Annotated in this window: 16 protein-coding genes; 13 read left to right on the top strand and 3 right to left on the bottom strand. The window is 37.3% G+C overall.

Going from position 1 to position 19,954, the window contains the following annotated elements:
- Nucleotides 1–21: 21 nt before the first annotated feature.
- From hydA to ACQKNX_RS01755, 5 genes are all read left to right on the top strand, one after another.
- Complete coding sequence (hydA, locus tag ACQKNX_RS01735) at nt 22–1,425, top strand: dihydropyrimidinase (RefSeq protein WP_427427281.1); 1,404 nt, start codon at nt 22–24, stop codon at nt 1,423–1,425.
- A gap of 207 nt (nt 1,426–1,632) precedes the next feature.
- Nucleotides 1,633–3,000 carry an NAD(P)-dependent oxidoreductase gene (locus ACQKNX_RS01740; RefSeq protein ID WP_427427282.1) on the top strand — a complete coding sequence of 456 codons (1,368 nt, stop codon included), beginning with the start codon at nt 1,633–1,635 and terminating at the stop codon, nt 2,998–3,000.
- Between the two features lie 13 nt (nt 3,001–3,013).
- Entirely contained in the window at nt 3,014–4,276 is a 1,263-nt protein-coding gene (gene preA, locus ACQKNX_RS01745) for an NAD-dependent dihydropyrimidine dehydrogenase subunit PreA (protein WP_427427283.1), read from the top strand.
- A 237-nt stretch (nt 4,277–4,513) separates the two neighbouring features.
- Nucleotides 4,514–6,034: an NCS1 family transporter gene (locus ACQKNX_RS01750; RefSeq protein WP_427427284.1), complete on the top strand. Its 1,521-nt coding sequence runs from the start codon at nt 4,514–4,516 to the stop codon at nt 6,032–6,034.
- A gap of 22 nt (nt 6,035–6,056) precedes the next feature.
- The gene (locus tag ACQKNX_RS01755; protein WP_401008216.1) at nt 6,057–6,266 is read left to right on the top strand and encodes a hypothetical protein; all 210 of its coding nucleotides are present in this window, start codon (nt 6,057–6,059) and stop codon (nt 6,264–6,266) included.
- Between the two features lie 217 nt (nt 6,267–6,483).
- On the opposite strand, the gene ACQKNX_RS01760 is transcribed toward ACQKNX_RS01755, so the two are convergent.
- Nucleotides 6,484–7,869, bottom strand: a complete 1,386-nt coding sequence (locus ACQKNX_RS01760) for an APC family permease (RefSeq protein WP_427427285.1) — start codon at nt 7,867–7,869, stop codon at nt 6,484–6,486.
- Nucleotides 7,870–8,373: 504 nt separating this feature from the next.
- Here ACQKNX_RS01760 and ACQKNX_RS01765 point away from each other — a divergent pair.
- The 4 genes from ACQKNX_RS01765 (at nt 8,374) to ACQKNX_RS01780 (ending at nt 14,200) form a co-directional block, all read left to right on the top strand.
- Entirely contained in the window at nt 8,374–9,747 is a 1,374-nt protein-coding gene (locus tag ACQKNX_RS01765) for an amino acid permease (protein WP_427427286.1), read from the top strand.
- Between the two features lie 827 nt (nt 9,748–10,574).
- Nucleotides 10,575–11,969, top strand: coding sequence for a spore germination protein (locus ACQKNX_RS01770; RefSeq protein WP_427427287.1), 1,395 nt, complete (start codon nt 10,575–10,577; stop codon nt 11,967–11,969).
- A gap of 30 nt (nt 11,970–11,999) precedes the next feature.
- Entirely contained in the window at nt 12,000–13,091 is a 1,092-nt protein-coding gene (locus ACQKNX_RS01775) for a GerAB/ArcD/ProY family transporter (protein ID WP_427427288.1), read from the top strand.
- Entirely contained in the window at nt 13,088–14,200 is a 1,113-nt protein-coding gene (locus ACQKNX_RS01780; protein WP_427427289.1) for a Ger(x)C family spore germination protein, read from the top strand. The genes ACQKNX_RS01775 and ACQKNX_RS01780 overlap by 4 nt, the downstream gene beginning before the upstream one ends.
- Nucleotides 14,201–14,230: 30 nt before the next feature.
- On the opposite strand, the gene ACQKNX_RS01785 is transcribed toward ACQKNX_RS01780, so the two are convergent.
- Both ACQKNX_RS01785 and pgeF read right to left on the bottom strand, forming a co-directional pair.
- On the bottom strand, nt 14,231–14,614 hold the full coding sequence (locus ACQKNX_RS01785) for a DUF5658 family protein (RefSeq protein WP_427427290.1): 384 nt from the start codon (nt 14,612–14,614) through the stop codon (nt 14,231–14,233).
- Nucleotides 14,615–14,729: 115 nt separating this feature from the next.
- Entirely contained in the window at nt 14,730–15,491 is a 762-nt protein-coding gene (pgeF, locus tag ACQKNX_RS01790; protein WP_427427291.1) for a peptidoglycan editing factor PgeF, read from the bottom strand.
- Nucleotides 15,492–15,703: 212 nt separating this feature from the next.
- Between pgeF and ACQKNX_RS01795 the strand changes: the two genes are divergently transcribed.
- The 4 genes from ACQKNX_RS01795 to ACQKNX_RS01810 all read left to right on the top strand — a co-directional run bounded on the left by ACQKNX_RS01795 (nt 15,704) and on the right by ACQKNX_RS01810 (nt 19,568).
- Nucleotides 15,704–16,318: a hypothetical protein gene (locus ACQKNX_RS01795; RefSeq protein ID WP_427427292.1), complete on the top strand. Its 615-nt coding sequence runs from the start codon at nt 15,704–15,706 to the stop codon at nt 16,316–16,318.
- Between the two features lie 221 nt (nt 16,319–16,539).
- Nucleotides 16,540–17,022 (top strand): DUF4358 domain-containing protein, encoded by a 483-nt coding sequence (locus tag ACQKNX_RS01800; protein ID WP_427427293.1) that lies wholly within the window; start codon nt 16,540–16,542, stop codon nt 17,020–17,022.
- Between the two features lie 3 nt (nt 17,023–17,025).
- Complete coding sequence (locus ACQKNX_RS01805; RefSeq protein ID WP_427427295.1) at nt 17,026–18,411, top strand: MBOAT family O-acyltransferase; 1,386 nt, start codon at nt 17,026–17,028, stop codon at nt 18,409–18,411.
- A 14-nt stretch (nt 18,412–18,425) separates the two neighbouring features.
- Entirely contained in the window at nt 18,426–19,568 is a 1,143-nt protein-coding gene (locus ACQKNX_RS01810) for a DHHW family protein (protein ID WP_427427296.1), read from the top strand.
- Nucleotides 19,569–19,954: the final 386 nt, after the last annotated feature.

Here is a 19,954-nt window from a genome sequence, read left to right on the forward strand (position 1 = left end):
ACACGAAAGGTGAGGGATAGCATGAAAAAAATCATTCAAGGTGGACGAGTAATAACTGCTTCAGATGTGTACGAGGCAGATATTCTCATAGAAAACGGAAAGATTGTGCAAATTGGCAAAAATTTATCTGTAGAAGGCGCAGAAATCATTGATGCTACTGGCAAATATGTTATGCCGGGAGGGATTGATCCGCATACACATTTAGATATGCCCTTTAACAATACAGTGACAGATGATGACTGGAAATCTGGTACGATTGCGGCGGCGTTTGGAGGCACAACAACCATTTTAGACTTTTGCTTAACGGCTGGTGAAAACAAGCTTTCTACAGCTGTTGAGAAGTGGCATGAAAAGGCAAAAGGGAAATCAGCGATTGATTATGGATTCCACTTAATGATTGGTGATTTAACGCCAGAGACAGAGGTGGAGTTACCGGTATTATTAGAGCAAGAAGGGATTACATCTGTAAAGGTCTTTATGGCTTATGCAAAAGAATTCCAAGCGACAGATCGCACGCTTTTTAAAGCTTTTAAAATTGCAAAAGATGTTGGCGCTACCGTTATGGTGCATTGTGAAAATGGCTCTGTAATCGACGAGCTTGTTGAAGAGGCGAGAAAAGCGGGACATAAAGAGCCTATTTACCACGCCCTTACTCGTCCAGCAGAGTTAGAAGGTGAAGCGACAAAGCGTGCGATTGAACTAGCTCATTTAGCAGGTGCAACATTGTATGTTGTCCATGTTACTTGTAAAGAGGCGGTAGACGAAATTATTGCTGCACGTGAAAAAGGCTACGACGTGTATGGGGAAACATGTCCACCTTATTTAACTTTAGATCAGTCTGCATTAGCACAACCAGGCTTTGAAGGGGCGAAATACGTTTGGTCACCACCACTTCGTCCGAAATATCATCAGGAGCATCTATGGAATGCGCTAAAAGCAAAGCAATTACAAACAATTGGTTCTGATCAATGCTCATTTAGTTTTAATGGTAAAAAACAATTAGGATTAAATGATTTTTCAAAAATTCCGAATGGTGGACCGTTTATTGAAGACCGCTTTAGCATCTTATATTCAGAAGGTGTCGCAAAGGGCAAAATATCTATTAATGAATTTGTCGATATGATTTCGACGAGTGCGGCAAAAATCTTCGGTCTATTCCCACAAAAAGGGACAATTGCAATTGGCTCAGATGCTGATATTGTTATTTTCGATCCGGATGTAAAACGCGAAATTTCAGCTAAAACACATCATATGAATGTCGATTACAACGCGTATGAAGGTTGGGAAGTTACTGGTGAACCCATTTCTGTCCTTGTACGTGGTGAATATGTTATTAAAGAAAAAGAATTTGTTGGTGTATTAGGTAGTGGGCGCTTTATAAAACGAGAGTTGAAAACATCTGCTGCAGAAACGATAAAAATATAACTTGCTTCAGCATTCTCTATTTTTATAAGTAGAGAAAGCATGCCAACAAGGAGACCTACAGTCTGAGTGGGTCACCCCTGGACTAAATCAAGTAAGTGATAATTCAATAAAAGGCTATACATGGCCGATTGTTTTGACTGGAGAACAAGACAATCGGCTATTAAACAATGGCGAGTCACATCAAGAACACATGAGGGGGATGTGGAAATGGTTCCGATTCAAGAACATGAAATGACGAAGCAACTTAAACGTAATTTTGTTGAATTAACTAGCAGAATGACAAAAAATGAAGCAATTGAAGAAGCAAATCGTTGTCTCTATTGTTATGACGCACCTTGTATTAAAGCTTGTCCAACGAGTATTCAAATACCAAATTTCATAAAAAAAATTGCATCAGGTAATATGAAGGGCTCTGCTACTACTATATTAGAAGCAAACCCAATTGGTGCAAGTTGTGCAAGAGTTTGTCCAACAGAAGAGCTCTGTGAAGGGGCATGTGTATTAAATTCCTCAACAAAGCCAATTAAAATTGGCGAACTACAGCGTTATGCTACTGATTGGGCAATGGAGACAAATGCACAGCTATTTAAGAAAGGCGAAAGTAATGGACTAAAGGTCGCTATCATTGGAGCTGGTCCAGCTGGTCTTTCTGCGGCACGTGAGCTTAGTCGTTTTGGGTATAGTGTCACAATCTATGAAGCTGAATCGAAAGCAGGTGGACTAGGAAGCTATGGTATCGTGTCATTCCGATTACCAAATGAGGTAGCTGATTGGGAAGTTGAACAAATTGTGAAGCTTGGTGTAAATATTCAAACAAATACTAAGGTTGGAATCGATATTTCCGCGGATGAAATTTTAGAACAATTTGACAGTGTTATTTTAGCAGTTGGTATGGGGGCAGTGCCGAATCTTGGCATCGAGGGAGAAGAACTTGTCGGCGTCCACGATGCAATTGAGTTTGTAAAGCAAACAAAAATGGGAGCGCTTCCAACTGATATGGTAGGGAAACGCGTAGCTGTTATTGGTGCTGGTAATACAGCAATTGATGGTGCTACTTGTGCTGTGCGATTAGGTGCAGACAATGTGAAAATTCTTTATAGAAGAACTCAAAAAGAAATGACTGCCTACAATTTTGAATTTGAATTTGCCAAGCAAGATGGTGTGGAGTTTAACTGGTTAACTGCGCCGAAAAAAATTATTGGCAATGAAGCTGGTGAAGTTGTTGCCATTGAATGCACGAAAATGAAGCTAGGTGCACCAGGAGCGGATGGTCGCCAAAGACCAGAAGAAATAGCTGGGTCCAACTTTATAATAAGCGTGGATGCAGTCATCAAAGCGATTGGTCAAACACGTTTCGTATCATTAATTGAATCTTTTGGCATACAGCATACAAATGGGGTTGTCGATATTGATGAAACGACGATGCAAACATCTAATAAAAAAGTGTTTGCATGTGGCGATGTTGTGTTTGGAAACGGACAAGGTGAAGCAATGGTTGTAACAGCAGTTCAGCAAGGTAAAGATGCAGCTTATAAGATTCATGAGCGTTTAAGAAAACCAAGCGAGATTGCATAAGGGGGGAAGTGACATGGCAGATTTACGAATTGATTTAGCGGGGATCAAATCACCAAATCCATTTTGGCTTGCATCAGCACCGCCAACGAACTCAGGCTATCAAGTGCAACGCGCATTTGAAGCGGGGTGGGGTGGTGCTGTATGGAAAACATTGGGTGAACCGATTTTAAATGTTTCTTCACGATTTGCAGCGGTCAGTTATAATGGACAACGAGTGGCAGGCTTCAATAATATTGAATTAATTACAGATCGACCGTTAGAAGTAAACTTAAAAGAAATCTATGAAACGAAAAAAAGGTTTCCTGACCATGCCATTATTGCTTCCCTTATGGTAGAACCGAAGCAGGAAAAGTGGCATGAAATTGTAAAACGAGTAGAAGATGTGGGGGTAGATGGTCTTGAGCTTAATTTTGGTTGTCCACATGGGATGGCAGAACGAGGAATGGGCTCCGCCTCTGGTCAAGTACCTGAATTGGTGGAAAAGCAAACGTATTGGGTGAAAGAAGCAGCGCGTACACCAGTCATTGTGAAGTTAACGCCTAACATAACGGATATAACAGTAACGGCTGAAGCGGCGACAAGAGGTGGGGCAGATGCTATTAGTATGATTAATACAATTAATAGCTTGGCAGGTGTCGATTTAGATACATGGAACACTGTGCCTCATGTTGCTGGTAAAGGAGCGCATGGCGGCTATTGTGGTCCAGCTGTTAAGCCAATTGCACTGAATATGGTAGCAGAGTGCGCTCGTAATCCTCACATTAATGTTCCGATATCGGGTATAGGTGGTATTTCTAATTGGCAAGATGCCGCCGAGTTTATTTTAATGGGTGCAACAGGTGTTCAAGTATGTACAGCAGCGATGCACCATGGATTTAGTATTGTCGAAGATATGATTGATGGACTAAATAATTATTTAGACGACAAAGGGATTGCATCTGTGATGGACTTAGTCGGTCGCTCGGTGTCTCGCTATTCAGACTGGGGCAATTTAGATTTAAATTATAAAATTGTCCCGGAAATTAATAATGATGTATGTATTAACTGTAATAAGTGCCATATTGCATGCGAAGATACGTCTCATCAATGTATCGATTTATATACAGAAAATGGAGTGCCGATGTTAAAGGTTCGTGAGGAAGATTGCGTCGGTTGTAATTTATGCTCCATTGTGTGCCCAGTCGATGGCGCAATTTCAATGGTTGAAAGAAAATCTGCTATTGCACCAATGACTTGGAATGAACGTCAATTAATTATGAGTAGTCTATCTAAATAAAACGTTCGACTGTTAATTAGTAACTGTTATTCCACCTCCCTTTACTGTAAAGGGAGGAAACCTCAATTAGATGTCACGGAAAATCTCATTCAGTAGAGCAGTTACCCTATGCCAGGTAATGATGTGCTACTTGAATGAAAAATCATGCTAGCGGCTCATGTCTGAGTGATATCGACTGTACGCATCATTCGGATTGCTTGATGCCGATGCATAATCTAATAAAAAGGAGCGAAATGTATGGAACATGACGGGAATTATTTGAAATCCCCTGATTTACTTCCAGTGACACATCAACAAAGAAATATTGGAGCATTCGGTTTTGCAGTTATTTGGATAGGAATGGCTATAGTATTAGCGGCCTTTGCCATTGGCGGTGCTGCTATTATTAGTTTACCTTTACCTATGGTAATTTTGGCTACGCTAATCGGTTCTTGTTTAATCGGTGTATTTATGACGTTAATTGGTGATATCGGGATAGAGCATGGCTTGTCTTTTCCTGTATATATGCGTGCTCCTTTCGGTACGTTTGGAACACATATACCGTCGTTAGTTCGAGGTGTGACAGCAGCCTGTTGGTTTGGTATAAACACTTATTTCGGAGCAATGGCTATTAACGGTATTTTAAATTTACTATTTGATTTTAATAATTGGTTTCTATGCTTTCTTGTCTTTGCCGCCCTTCAGTTATTTAATACTTCATTAGGCATTAAATCAATTGAGCGCTTTGCAGATTTAGCGGCGCCGATAATAATATTGATTTCCTGTTGGATGTATATAACATTAGCAGATGCTGCCACAGCTCAAGGAAAAGATGTTTGGTCTTGGGTTGAAACGCCAACTACAGGTGTAGCGGCTTTTACAGCATTTATGATTGTCATTATGGCAAATATGGGCTTCTGGGCTACATTAGCAGCCGATATGCCGTCCCTTTCTCGATTCTTTAAAGCACCAAAAAATGAGCGCAATTGGTTAAAACGTAACAAAACTCAGTTAGTCGGCTCGTTAATTGTTATGCCCATTACGAATACGTTTATCGTTACAATCGGAGCGGTTTGTTATATGGCTGTCGCATCTGCTGATCCAATCAACGCATTACAGCAGAGCGCGAGTGGCTTTATTTTAGGGATACTTTTATTAATGATCGTTTTAGCACAATGGTCAACGAATACATCTGCTAATGTAATACCGGCAGCTACTATATTCTCAAATATTGGCGGACCAAAAGTTCCGTTCTGGGTAGGCGTTGTCATTGCTGGGGTTATCGGAATCCTTGCACAGCCGTGGAGCTTATTTGATGTTTTAGTGAACGCGCTATTAATTATAGGCGGTATATTAACAGCAATAGTCGGTATTTTATTCGCAGATTATTATTTGATTCGTAAACGACGTGTCAATGTAAAAGATTTGTATGAGTTAAATGGCCAATTTAAATATATGAATGGCTTTAATTTAGCAGGTTTAATCGCTTGGGTTGTCGGTGGTGTAATTGCAAATGTTTTTTCTGCGTATTCGTCGCTAGTCGGATTTATTGTAGGAGCACTCGTTTACTATGTGTTAGCGAAGTATTGGTGGTTCAAAAAGTATCCACAAGCTGAAATAGAAGATCCAAGTGATGTAAAGTATTTAGGGATTACTGTCGGTCACAACTTGGATGAACTATTTGGGCAAGAATTAGTGCCTCAGGCGGCAGCGAGTTCAGATGACGTTGAGACAGCAGATCAAGCTGATCCAATACTTGAAATAAAAGGTGCTGAGTAGAATGTAAAAGAGGGGTGTGGGTATGTCAGATTTCTTACAAAGTACAGAAGAAATAAAAAAGGTTGACCACTTTCTAGATAATGGCTTTAAAATCAAATACGTGTATGAAAACTTAAGTGGTATGTTTGTGGAGTTTGCTCGGCAGGATGAGGTAGTGCATTTACAAATTCTTACCGCAGATGCGCGCAAATATTTTGCGGCAAAACTTCAGGAACAAACATTGTTGCAATAATTCGATAAGACTTATAAATTGTAAAAATCCGCTGAACTTTCAGCGGATTTTATTTGTTCTAATCGGACAAAAAATTGTTTGAGTGCCTGTCACTTCCGTGGGCATTCCTATCCCGCAACTCACACTTATGCGATCTTGTTGCGCCTTACGTTTCGTGCGTTCCCACAGAAGTCTACATGAGTAGAAAAAATTCAGAATTGTTTGAGTGCCTGTCACTCTAATTCATCGTGCTATGCTTCAGCCCGTATACAAAGTATATAATTAAGCCAAATATAAACCATAGTCCGCAAGCAATCCATGTATGTACGGATAGCTGTGAAATTAAAAATAAACACATGAAGAATGACAAAATAGGTAACACAGGGAAGAATGGTACTTTAAAACCGCCTGCTGGAATGTTTTTATTCTTTCTTAAATAAATGACACCAATTGAGACGATTGTGAAAGCTACGAGTGTTCCCATATTGACAAGCTCAGTTAGCTTTGACAAAGGAACAAAGCCAGCACAGAAAGCAACAAGCACTGCGAATACCCAAGTGTTTTTCACTGGTGTTTTGAATTTTGGACTTAGCTCTGCCATGCTTTTTGGTAGTAAACCATCACGACCTAGTGCATATAGTAAGCGTGTCCCTCCATAGGACATAACAAGAATAACTGTCATCATTCCTACAACTGCACCTAATGAAATGATACCAGCAATCCAATCTTGATGAACGAGCTGCATGACATAGCTTACAGGGTCACTGACGTTTAGCTGTGTGTACGGCACCATGCCTGTTAGTACTAGTGAGACAACGACATACAGAACAGTACATATTAATAGTGAACCAATTATTCCAATGGGCATATTCCGTTGAGGATTTTTTACTTCTTCAGCTGCTGATGAAACAGCATCAAATCCTAGGTAAGCGAAGAATACAAGTGCTGCGCCACCCAATACTCCGCTTACGCCAAATGGTAGAAATGGCTGCCAGTTTGTTGGCTCGACATAAAATATACCCACGCCAATAAATAGTAAAATTACTGCAACTTTCAAGAACACCATAATGGAATTTAATCTTGTTGATTCTTTTATGCCAAGTGTTAAGAAAAATGCAGTAGCGAAAATTATGACAATAGCGGGTAAGTTAATATACGTACCTGCGGAGGGATTGAATGAACCCGAGATTGCTGTTGGAATCGAAATTTCGAAGCCAGCAAGTAAAGCACTTAAATAAGATGACCACCCTGTTGCAACGGCAGCAACGGCTAAGCCATACTCTAAAAGCAGTGCCCAGCCAACTAGCCAAGCAACAATTTCCCCAAATACAATATACCCATATGTGTAGGCACTCCCAGTGACAGGTACACTCGATGAAAACTCTGAATAACACATGCCAGCTAATGCGCAAACGATAGCAGCTATGATAAATGAAAAAACAATTCCAGGTCCTGCGTGAGTGGCAGCAACTGTGCCAGGCAAGATAAAAATCCCTGTTCCAACAATAGCGCCAACGCCAAGCAATATAAGGTCAAAAGCGCCTAGCGATTGCTTGAGCTGAATTGTTCCATCTTTTTTTAATAAATCCGCTATATTTTTTCTTCTAAATAATAAATTTCTCACATGTAAGCCTCTTTTTCATAGAAATATGTAAAAATATTATACTTTTTTGACTTTCAGGTCAATTGTTTTTGCTAATTCCTCGTTAAGTTGATGGAATTTTAAGAAATATAAAAATTAGATGAAAAATAAGGGATTATATGTGCACGGGATAACAATTAAGAATATTCTGAAATAATTATTTGTATACAGAAAACAATTTTTATTCGTTTGTTTTAAATTTAATAATTGTAATGCAGTACGTATCTTTATTTCAACAATGAATAATAAATTTCACATGGAGTTTGTCCACTTATACCTTGCTATAAGTGGATTTTACGCCATATCAAATGTTTTGGTTTAAAGTACATTACAACAAAGTTACGCGATAATAAGCTTGCTGTTTTAATTCTACTATTAACAAAAAATATGTTTTTCCTAAAAATACATTTGTATTTATCGGAAGAATTTATTATTATTTATAAAGTAAATTATTGAAGCAATATTAGTGGAAAGGGGCGTATACAAGTGGCAAAAAAAGAATTAAATAGAGGCTTGGAGGCACGACATATTCAAATGATTGCTCTTGGTGGTACCATAGGTGTAGGTCTATTTATGGGTTCTGCCAGTGCTATTCAATGGACTGGGCCGTCCGTGCTCCTTGCATATGCTATATCAGGCATTTTTATATTTTTTATCATGCGTGCAATGGGTGAGATGCTTTATGTTGAGCCAAGTACGGGATCATTTGCAACATTCGGTTATAAATATATTCATCCATTAGCAGGTTATTTAACTGCATGGAGTAACTGGTTTCAGTGGGTTATCGTTGGGATGTCCGAAATTATCGCAGTCGGAACGTACATGCAGTATTGGTTCCCTGATTTGCCAGCTTGGATTCCTGGATTGATTGCTATGGTAATACTTGGTGTTGCCAATTTTATTTCAGTTAAATCGTTTGGGGAATTTGAGTTTTGGTTTGCGATGATAAAAATTGTCACGATTGTGCTAATGATTGTGGCGGGCTTTGGCCTAATCTTCTTTGGTATTGGCAATGGAGGCATTGCAATTGGACTATCAAATCTTTGGGCCCACGGAGGCTTCTTTACTGGAGGATGGACAGGTTTCTTCTTTGCATTATCTTTAGTTGTTGCTGCTTACCAAGGGGTAGAGCTTATCGGGATTACGGCGGGAGAAGCAAAAAATCCGCAAACAACAATTACGAATGCGATACAAAGTATTATTTGGCGCATATTAATTTTCTATATCGGTGCCATTTTCATTATTGTAACGGTTTATCCATGGGATGAGTTAGGGACTATCGGCAGTCCGTTTGTTGCCACTTTCGCAAAAGTGGGTATTACCGCAGCGGCAGGTATCATTAACTTTGTCGTGATTACAGCAGCTATGAGTGGCTGTAATAGTGGGATTTATAGCGCCGGGCGCATGCTTTACACGCTTGCTATGAATGGTCAGGCACCTAAGTTTTTTGCAAAGCTTTCAAATAATGGTGTACCAATCCTAGGTACAACTGGTGTACTCGTTGGTTTAGTGGTTGGCGTTATTTTAAGTTACATTGCTCCACAAAACCTATTTGTCTATGTTTATAGTGCTAGTGTACTGCCAGGGATGATTCCGTGGTTTGTCATTTTGATTAGTCAGATTCGCTTTAGAAAAGTTAAAGGGTCGCAATTGGAAAATCACCCATTTAAAACGCCTTTTGCTCCTTTAACAAACTATGCTACAATTGCGTTTTTAATAATGGTACTCATCGGTATGTGGTTTAATGAGGATACTCGAGTTTCATTAGTTGTAGGGATTATTTTCCTTATTCTTATTACACTGAGCTATTATGTGTTCGGTATTGGGAAAAGTCGATCTGAAAATAAACATACAAAATAATAGAAAAGGATATATCTTACTCGAAATATATCCTTAAGCTTGTCGACAAAAGGGATTAAGATTTCCATTCTTAATCCCTTTTGTTATTTTTATTGTAAAAAATGGGTTCTTACTTTCGTCTTGACCATACGCTTCGAGCATCCCTCTCTATGGGTTTGCCATGTCCAAGTAGTAATTACAGTAGACTGCTAGCAATACATATAAAGTTGATTGGAGCGGAGGGCAGGTGACTCCTGCTCAGAATAGCACAGAACGTAAGACGCAACAGACCGCGCGTTAGCGAGGGTTGCGGCTTACGATGTGCCCGCGGAAAGCGCCCGCCCGTAGCGGAAATCAACGGCAGTAGACCTCTAAATATCATATATAATCATAAGTGCGATAATTGTACTGTATTTTCACTTTTTCCTTTGAAAGAGCGTGTTGACACTAGTTGATTGGAGTGAAGGGTGGGCGACTCCTGCTCAGAACGCACAGAACGTAAGACGCAACAGACCGCGCGTTAGCGAGGGTTGCGGCTTACGATGTGTCCGCGGAAAGCGCCCGCCCGTAGCGAAAATCAACGGCAGTAGTCATCCCCCATATTAGTTTTTTTAAAAAAGGACTATAGACAAATTCGAAAAACTTCGAGTTTGTCTACAGTCTGAAGGATATATCTCTTACTCGAGATATATCCTTTTTTGTCATTACTAAAGAAACAATTAATACATATTTATTCAGAAAAAGGACAAACTACATGAATAATATGGTGATGATGTATGCGAGGTACATATAAGCGTTAAATAGGTTGTGTCAATTTTAAATACGTTTTATAAGGGGGGAGAAATAACATGGAAGAAAAAGAACAGCAAGCAATTGAAAAAATAAAGGAAAAAATACAAGAAATTGATGATGTTGTTATTAAAGAGATGATTACAGACGCAGGGATTGTTACGATTTTTTATTTCTCCTCTCTTATCGAGAAAATGACAATACAATCGATGGTTTTCATGCCGTTAGCGAATCATGTTAATCAAATATTTCAAGTGTCAGAATCAGTTGACTTAGAAGATATAGATATAATTATACAAAAATTAAATGCTGGTCAAACTTTATTATTTTTCCACAAACCAGCTCTATTACAGGTAATTGACACCTATAGTGCTCCTACACGTTCCATCACGAATACCGAAACGGAGTCAACAGTTATTGGGCCTCAAGATGCTTTTACAGAATCATTAGAGACCAATATTTCATTAGTAAAAAGACGAATCCAAAATCCGATGTTAAAAAATGAAACGCGCACTGTAGGAACAGAAACAAATATTAAAATTTCAATTTTGTATATGGACAATATCGTAAATAAAGAAAATTTAGACAGGCTACGAGAGCGAATTGATAAATTACAATATCCTTTCTTTACAGATATATCAGAGCTCAAGCAATTGATTGAAGATAATCCGTTATCCCCCTTCCCACAGCACTATATGAGCGTACGTCCAGATAGTGTCAGTCAGTATCTTATTGATGGAAGAATCGTGATTTTTATGGATAATAGCCAAGCAGCTATTGTTTGTCCAACATCATTTTTTGAAATGTTTGTTTCTGTCGAAGATTATTATAACCGTTGGACAACGGCATCGTTGCTTCGGATGCTCCGATTTTTTGGTTTTTTTCTAACCATAATGATTACACCGATGTATATATCTGCTTTGACTTTTCATCCTGAAATTTTACCGTATGAGCTATTGTTAAACTTGCAGGAATCAAGAAGTAAAGTTCCATTTCCACCACTAATAGAAGTTTTGTTTATAGAGTTAATTATTGAAGTGTTGCGCGAAGCTGGGTCACGAATGCCTGCTAAAGTCGGTCAAACGATTGGTATCGTAGGAGGTATCGTTATTGGTACTGCGGCTGTTGAAGCTGGATTGCTTAGTAATATTTTAATTGTATTAGTTGCAACATCTGCCTTACTGTCATTCCTTCCACCGATCTTTTTATTGAGTAATACAAGTAGATTTATTCGTTATATTTTTATTTTATCTGCAGGGCTTTTTGGATTATACGGATTAATGCTCGCATTTGCATGGCTATTTGCTCATTTATTACGATTGAATTCTTTAGGTACACCATATATGAGTCCAGTCGTTCCTCGTAAAGCGAAAGATTTAATGGATAGTATTATTCGCTTTCCAATAAAATATTTAAACGAAAAGAAAGGTATTTCTAGAGCGCAAAAAAAATAAAAGCTGTTACAGAATTTGAGGTGGTTAAAGTTGAGTACAGGTAAGAGCAAGAGGAAGCTATTAAATGCTTATCATGTAGTTTTTTTGGCACAAAGCGTAATGATCGGTACTGGCATTCTCTCATTACCTCAGCAACTTAGTTCTTTAGGATATAGCCAGGCATTTATGCCACTACTTTTTGGCGTTATTGCGAGTGTTACTCTTTACCCAATGATTTGGATTAATTCAAAATATCCAAATGAAAACCTATTCAAAATAAATGAAATTCTACTCGGTAAATGGTTAGGGAAATTTATCAACCTTTTTTTCGTTATTCAATTTATTATTTTTATTGCAGGGATTATTAGTAATTATATGCATCTCATTCAAAGTACTGCGCTTCAAGAGCAAACAATTACTGGCCCTGTTTTGTGTTTTTTATTATTGCTCGTTTACATTGTCAGTGGAGGCATTAAATCTATTGCGAGATTTTGTACAATGACCTTTTTTCTAACGATTGGAATGGTATATTTTACACATTGGGCATTTGAAAAGGGTGATTTTAGTCATTTTCTACCTTTATATAATTTTTTTAGTGTGAATGACTTTTATGAAGCGATAAAAAGAAGTTATTTATCGATTTTAGGCTATGAGTTAATCATGTTTTATTTTCCTTACATTGTCGATCAAAAAAAAGCATACCGGCATACGTTAATAGGCATTTGGATAAGTATTCTAATTTGTTTTATCACAACAGCGATTAGTGTGATGTACTATTCTGAATGGCAGCTGAAAAATGTTGAATTCTCAGTATTAAATTTATTTAAAGCTGGAGAGTTTTCTTTTATTGAAAGGATTGATATTTTCGGCATTACATTATGGGTATTTTTAATATTATCTACGGTGGCTGTTTATTTATGGTGTGCGAAAAAAGGTGTAGATTCTTTACTATCTAAAAAAAGTAATGCTTATTTATATATTTTAGCAATAATTATTTTCTTTGTTGTTAAAATGCCTTTTTCAAGAGATTTTCAAGAAAAATTATTTACTGGTGCAAACTATGTTGCCTATATGTTAATTTTATGGCCTATTTTATTAATTATGGTTTATGCACTTCGAAAAAAGAAGCAGGTGCAATTATGAGCAAAAAACTTCTTTGTCTTATGCTTTTTTTACAGCTTTTGTTTTTGGTTGCTTGTTCAGAAAGAGAAAAAAAAGTACCACTTGAAGATGTCGGTATGGTTGGTATTATCGCCTTTGATTATATAGACAAGGACAATATGAAACTAACCGTCGCAATTCCTCAATATTCTCCTGAAGCACAACGGAGTACACAGACTTTTACGGTCGTCACGGACCTCGTCTCAAATGGAATTGTCGAAATAGAAAAGCTTTCAGACAAAAAAATTGTTTTTAATCAATTACGTGTTGTGTTGTTTAATGAGGAGTTTGCGCGTCAGGGTAATGTGCGAAAAGTAATTCAACATTTATACCGGAATGCCGAAGTTGGTAATAAAGTACTTATTGCGATCGTGAAGGAAAAGGGAGAAGAAATGCTGAAATATAATTATCCGGATAAACCGAATATTAATTTTTATTTAAATGATTTATTGCAACCAAGCATTAATACAGCATTTAATCCTAATACAAACATTCACGATTTTATGTATACGATTACTAATCCTGTATTTGATCCTATTATTCCGTTTGTTGATAAAAACAGCGATAAAATTGAAATAAAAGGAATTGCCGTGTTTAAAGGTAACCAAATGTTTGAATTAATAAATCCAAAAGAGGCACTTATTATTCAAGCAATACAAGGAAGAAAAAACCTTGCCCCATTGGATATTACTATGGAACAGGGACATGGCAAAGAAAAACTATTAATTGACTTAGTTGAAAATGATGTGCACATAAAGAGCAATAAAAGTATGACTTCACCCAAGCTCACTATATCAATTGAGATAAAAGGAACATTAAGTGAGTACAAAGGCGAAAGAGAAAATGATTTATTTACAACGGAAAGCTTAGCGGAATTAGAAAAAGACGTAAATAAAGAGTTAGAGCATGATATTAAAAAATTTTTAGGTAAACTTAATGAATGGCAAGTAGACCCAAGTGGTATAAGTGAATATTTCCGAATGTACTATTACGGAAAATGGACCACTGAAAAGAAGAGGGAAATCGTTAGTAAAGTAGCAATCGATGTTCATGTGAAAACATCAATCATTAGTACGGGAACATTAAAATAATCATCTTTCCAAAAAGCATGGGAAATTAGTTTAAAGTACTATTAGCCAATACAAATGAATGCTAAAAATAGCTAAGTAAAGGATAAGAATTCCCGATAAACAGATGGTGTATAGTTTTTGAAAACGAGTGCCGCTCAGTCTATAAACTAAATAGGAAAGATAGGAAATGGATAATGACAGCATCATTTTCACTGTTAAAAACAACGCATGGCTTGAAACCCATAAAAAGTCCATAATCGGGTTTAACTCTTCAATTTTATTGTGAAGTAATCCAAAGTGCGTTGCAATGCCATCAAATATATTTAAAAACGAAATGACCAAGCTAAGTAAAATAATATATGGAATATGAATTATTATTCCTCCTATACAATAATGAACTAGAAAACCAAGCGACATATTATATAGGATAGCCATTTTCTGTGCAGTTTAAAAAATGAGGATATGTGAAATAACCATATAGAAGGAAAGGCAATTTATCATATTAAAATTGTGATAAATTGCCTTTTTGTATGTTAGTAGTATGTGGTCCTTATGATTTTCGCATGATAAAGCTCAAATGTCTGCCACATTGTTTATCTTGACGGTAGGAGAAACCTTCGTCACTAAGAAACGTGCACGTATCATCAATTGTAATTTGATGTGAAGGAATGCCTGCAAGCTCACATTGCTTTTTCACAGTTTGTTGGTTATCAATATGATACTTATTTGTTTGTGCATTGTAATACATAAAATTATCTGCATAGCCTAGACGATTAAATTGTTCGTAGACATCGGCATCTACCTCAAATTTCTGTTGGCTAAGTGCCATGCCGATTTGCACGTAGAAGTCTTGAGGGCTACATTGCTCTGTCTCTACTAAATGCTGAAAGAGTTTAACTGTCACTTCTTTGACTGTCCCTTGCCAGCCTGAATGAATAACACCGATAACACCATGATGATTATTATAAAAAATGACAGGTACACAATCAGCCGTAAAACTACAAAGCATTAAATCCTTTTCAAAAGTATAGAGCGCATCAGTGTTCGCAATGGCTGTATCTTGTCGCAGTGCCCCTAACCCTTTATCAGCTAACGTCGCTCGATGAAAATTAGCACTGTGTGTTTGCTGCGTACAAATAAAATCATTTACATCACAGTGTAATGTTGCGGCTAAATTTGTTCGATTGATTACTACATCATCTGGGCTTGTGCAAACGTGTAGTGCCATATTGTTTTGTTCGAGTTCCGTACTATCTTTTAAGGTAGTTCCTGCTATGAACTGCTCATTGTTGTAATAAATTTTAGTTTTCATATCATCACCCCGTTTAACTATATCGAATTGAATTGCCAATGTATAGCTTATGCAACGTGCATCTTAACTTACAGGCTAATTGACTGGCACGCTATATTTTCCTTGTATAAAAAATTGTACCTCTTACAACGGACATAATAGATTCATTACTAGTCATACAGTAACAAAGAAGAGGTTGCATTCTATCAAGCAAATTTAAAGGGAGCGTGTTTATGAGTCAATATTATTTTCTATTTATTTGCCAATTAGGCATGGGACTATTTTGGATTTTGACATACATACTTATTATTAAACGAAGCTTTCAAGATGAGAAATATGGTATGCCAATGGTTGCAATATGTGCCAATATTTCATGGGAATTTATCTTTACATTTATTTATCCGCAAAATGGTTTACAAGGAGTTATTTCGTTTATATGGTTTGTACTCGATCTTGTCATTATGTGGCAATATTTAATATATGGGCGCAATGAATATAAAAAAAAGATTTCATCAAAACTTTTTTACACATCATTCCTATTTACACTTGCCGTAAGCTTTTTAATAATTATTTCACTCTCACAAGAACTACATGATATGGAAGGAAAATACGCGGCATTTGTACAAAATTTAATGATGTCTGGACTATTTATCGGTTTATTGCTCGGCAGGGGAAGTTTAGCCGGGCAATCTATGTCCATTGCGGTTTGTAAAATGATTGGGACATTATTTGCTGCCGTCGGTTTCTTTATTTATTTTAGAACCGCATTCATTACCATTACCTCTATGGCTACCTTAATGTATGATTTACTGTATATCGCTTTAGTTTATCGGCTATCGAGAAAATGAATTTACACATGAAAATGGTACATCGAAAACATCTCGATATACCATTTTTTTATGGATATTTTTACATAGAGAAATGGATGGAGGTAAGTATTTCCTGTTAAAAAAAGTATAATTTTTTTACAAAGCGCAAAAAATTATGTAAGAAAACAATTTTTTATGTAACGTAAGTAGATGATCCACGTCTACTCCCATTGAATCACAATAAAAAAGGAGTTTTTAACATGAAAAAAACAATAATGATACTATTAACGGCTATGCTTGCCATGGTAATTTCGGCTTGCTCTGGAGATAAAGAGTCAACAATTGAAGTAAAACAGTCTGCAAAGGAAATGGCAGACGAAATGTTAGAAAAGGTAGAGCAACCTGTTTTAATGGAATTATCTGCAGAAGAATTAAAGGATCTATACAATATTGATGCGGCAAAGCTCGAGGATTATTCAGTACGAATCCCAATGATGAATGTTAAATCAAATGAAATTGCTATATTCAAAGTAAAAGACGCTAAGGATATCCCAGACATCGAAGCGGCAGTAAAACAACGTGCAGAAAATGTCCAAAAACTTTTTGAACAATATTTACCAGATCAATACGAAAATGCTAAAAACTACAAACTAATTACAAAAGGAAATTATGTACTAATAGTGATTTCTGATAGTGCCGACGAGCTGATAAAAGTTTACGATAGCTTCTTCGAAACAAAATAGCACATGGTATTTAGTAGCCTGCTCTTTCTATTCGTATTTTTGCCAATAGTGCTAACGCTTTATTATTGCTCGCCTCGAAAAATTAGAAATTTAATTTTATTTTTAATGAGTTTAATTTTTTATGCATGGGGCGAACCAGTTTATATCGTTATTATGCTAGTGTCTACGCTGACAGATTATAGTTTCGGTTTGTTATTAGATAAGCCAAATATGTCGTCAGTAAAAAGAAAGGGCATTGTTGTATGCTCTATTATCGTCAATTTAATGCTGTTATCTTATTTTAAATATGCAGATTTTCTTATTCACAATGTGAATGCGTTACTTGGCACGGATATTCCTTTAACTGAACTTCCTTTGCCAATCGGCATATCCTTTTATACGTTCCAATCAATGTCTTATATTATAGACGTCTACAGGGGAACAGCGAAAGCACAGCGGAACTGGATTGATTTCGGTACGTTTGTCGCACTGTTTCCACAATTAGTGGCTGGCCCAATCGTGACATATAATACGATTGCTCAACAACTCCAGCATCGTGCAGAAAGTATAAGTATGTTTGCAGAAGGTGTGCAGCGCTTTATTATTGGCTTAGCTAAAAAGGTGCTACTTGCAAATAATATAGGCTTACTTTGGGACACGATTTCTAGCTCGAATGTTGAAACGATGCCTATGTTGACAGCTTGGTTAGGAATTATTGCTTTTGCCTTCCAAATCTATTTTGATTTTAGCGGGTATTCTGATATGGCGATTGGACTTGGCTTAATGTTTGGTTTTCGATTTAATGAAAATTTTAACAAGCCTTATATTGCCCAAAGCATTACTGATTTTTGGAGAAGGTGGCATATTTCACTGAGCAGCTGGTTCCGAGATTATGTATACATTCCACTTGGTGGCAATCGCAGAGGATTAGCCAAACAAATGCGCAACATTTTAATCGTTTGGCTACTTACAGGTTTTTGGCATGGAGCGAGTTGGAATTTTATCTGGTGGGGGTTGTATTTCGGCGTCATCCTGATTGTTGAAAAATGGTGGGGGCTATCGTTACTTTCTCGCCTACCTCGTTGGTCAAGACATTTATACGCTATTTTCCTTATTTTAGTTGGATGGGTATTGTTCGCTTTCGATCAACCATCTTTAATAGGAGCCTATTTAGCTGCCATGTTCGGATTTAATGGGCAATCACTTTGGAATAATGACACTGGCTACTATTTTTATACGAATGTAATGCTACTACTGGTGTTAATCATTGCCTCAATACCGATGAAATTATGGAAGAAAACGAGTGAGTTATCATTATTTCAAATTGCTTGGTATGGCTTATTGTATTTTCTTTCTGTAGCTTATTTAGTCGACGCTACGTTTAATCCATTTTTATATTTTCGTTTTTAAGGAGGTAGCCAAATTTGAAGCAAAATGCAGAGCGATTATTAGTTTTTGGTTTTGTCGGTACGATGCTGTTCTTTGCTCTACTATTTTTCATTTTGCCTCATCAGCGCTTCTCTGAACTGGAAAATAGATATTTACAAGCAGCACCACGTTTAACATGGGATGATATAATGTCGAAAAAATATGCTGAGGAAGTGGAGCGTTTCGTCACAGATCATTTCCCATTTCGGGACAAATGGTTGTGGTTGAAATCCGCCACAGAAAAAGGCCGCTTGCAACAAGAGAATAATGACATCTATCAAGGGAAAGACGGCTATTTATTCGACAAGTTTACAGAGCCGGATAATACGAAAGTGCAACAAGATATTAATGCAGTAAAGCAATTTGCCTATAAGCATCCAAAAGTGAACATGACATTTTTGCTTGCACCGACATCAATTGGTCTTTATCCAGAGCGCTTACCGTGGTTAGCACCAACGTATCCTCAAAAGAAAGTCAATCAATTAATAGAAGGGCAATTGCACAATGACTTAACGTTTATCAATGGTTTTGATTTTTTAGAGCCACATGCATCTGAAACCATTTTCTACCGTACGGACCATCATTGGACGACATATGGAGCCTATTTAGCGTATGTTGCGTATGCAAAGCAAATGGGTTGGGAGCCTCTTTCACAGAGCGATTTTTTAATTAATAACGTTAGTAATTCATTTCTTGGAAGCTATCATACTCGAAGTCAATTCACGAATGTAACGCCTGATCAAATTCAAGCTTATATTCCACGTAAGCAAGTAGAGACAGAGATGTATATCGCAGATTCTAATCAAACCTTCACTACAATGTATGATACAAGCTTTCTTAAGAAAAAGGATCAATATTCTTATTTCTTAGGAGGAGTACATGCGCTAATGAAGCTTACGACAAAGCTTGACCCACAGCAGATAGAACAACAGAAGCTTTTAGTCATCAAAGACTCTTATGCTCATAACGTCATTCCATTTTTGACAAATCATATCCCTGAAATACATGTCATCGACCTGCGCTACTATAACGGTAATATAACGCAGTATATGACTGAAAATGGTATTGAAGATGTGCTATTTTTATTCAATACAACAACCTTCATAGAAGATACGACAATTTCAAAGATAAATAAATAAAAGTGCCAGGCACTCAAACAATTCTGAATTTTCATGGGTATAGCCAGTAGGGTTTACCGAGATGACTTCAAAGTGTCAGGCACTTAAACAAATTTTAGATAACCAAGTAAAAATCCACGAAGACTCCTGTGGGAACGCACGAAATGTAAGACGCAACAAATCCGCGCGTACGCGAGGGTTGCGGCTTACAACGTGCCCGCGGAAAGCAAAGTGGATTTTTACGCTTTAACAAGCTGATAGGATGCTAGGTACATGCCTAGGCGAGTGCCAGGCACTCAAACAATTTTAAATAACCAAGTAAAAATCCACGAAGACTCCTGTGGGAACGCACGAAATGTAAGACGCAACAAATCCGCGCGTACGCGAGGGTTGCGGCTTACAACGTG

The organism is Lysinibacillus sp. NPDC093712 (assembly GCF_050280025.1).
Taxonomy (GTDB): Bacteria; Bacillota; Bacilli; order Bacillales_A; family Planococcaceae; genus Lysinibacillus.

Bases quoted from the DNA above. Each gene is read 5' to 3' on its own strand.
- ACQKNX_RS01805 (WP_427427295.1), top strand. From the start codon at position 17,026: ATGGTATTTAGTAGCCTGCTCTTTCTATTCGTATTTTTGCCAATAGTG.
- ACQKNX_RS01785 (WP_427427290.1), bottom strand. From the start codon at position 14,614: ATGGCTATCCTATATAATATGTCGCTTGGTTTTCTAGTTCATTATTGT.
- ACQKNX_RS01770 (WP_427427287.1), top strand. From the start codon at position 10,575: ATGGAAGAAAAAGAACAGCAAGCAATTGAAAAAATAAAGGAAAAAATA.
- hydA (WP_427427281.1), top strand. From the start codon at position 22: ATGAAAAAAATCATTCAAGGTGGACGAGTAATAACTGCTTCAGATGTG.
- ACQKNX_RS01780 (WP_427427289.1), top strand. From the start codon at position 13,088: ATGAGCAAAAAACTTCTTTGTCTTATGCTTTTTTTACAGCTTTTGTTT.
- preA (WP_427427283.1), top strand. From the start codon at position 3,014: ATGGCAGATTTACGAATTGATTTAGCGGGGATCAAATCACCAAATCCA.
- ACQKNX_RS01755 (WP_401008216.1), top strand. From the start codon at position 6,057: ATGTCAGATTTCTTACAAAGTACAGAAGAAATAAAAAAGGTTGACCAC.
- ACQKNX_RS01750 (WP_427427284.1), top strand. From the start codon at position 4,514: ATGGAACATGACGGGAATTATTTGAAATCCCCTGATTTACTTCCAGTG.
- pgeF (WP_427427291.1), bottom strand. From the start codon at position 15,491: ATGAAAACTAAAATTTATTACAACAATGAGCAGTTCATAGCAGGAACT.
- ACQKNX_RS01795 (WP_427427292.1), top strand. From the start codon at position 15,704: ATGAGTCAATATTATTTTCTATTTATTTGCCAATTAGGCATGGGACTA.
- ACQKNX_RS01740 (WP_427427282.1), top strand. From the start codon at position 1,633: ATGGTTCCGATTCAAGAACATGAAATGACGAAGCAACTTAAACGTAAT.
- ACQKNX_RS01800 (WP_427427293.1), top strand. From the start codon at position 16,540: ATGAAAAAAACAATAATGATACTATTAACGGCTATGCTTGCCATGGTA.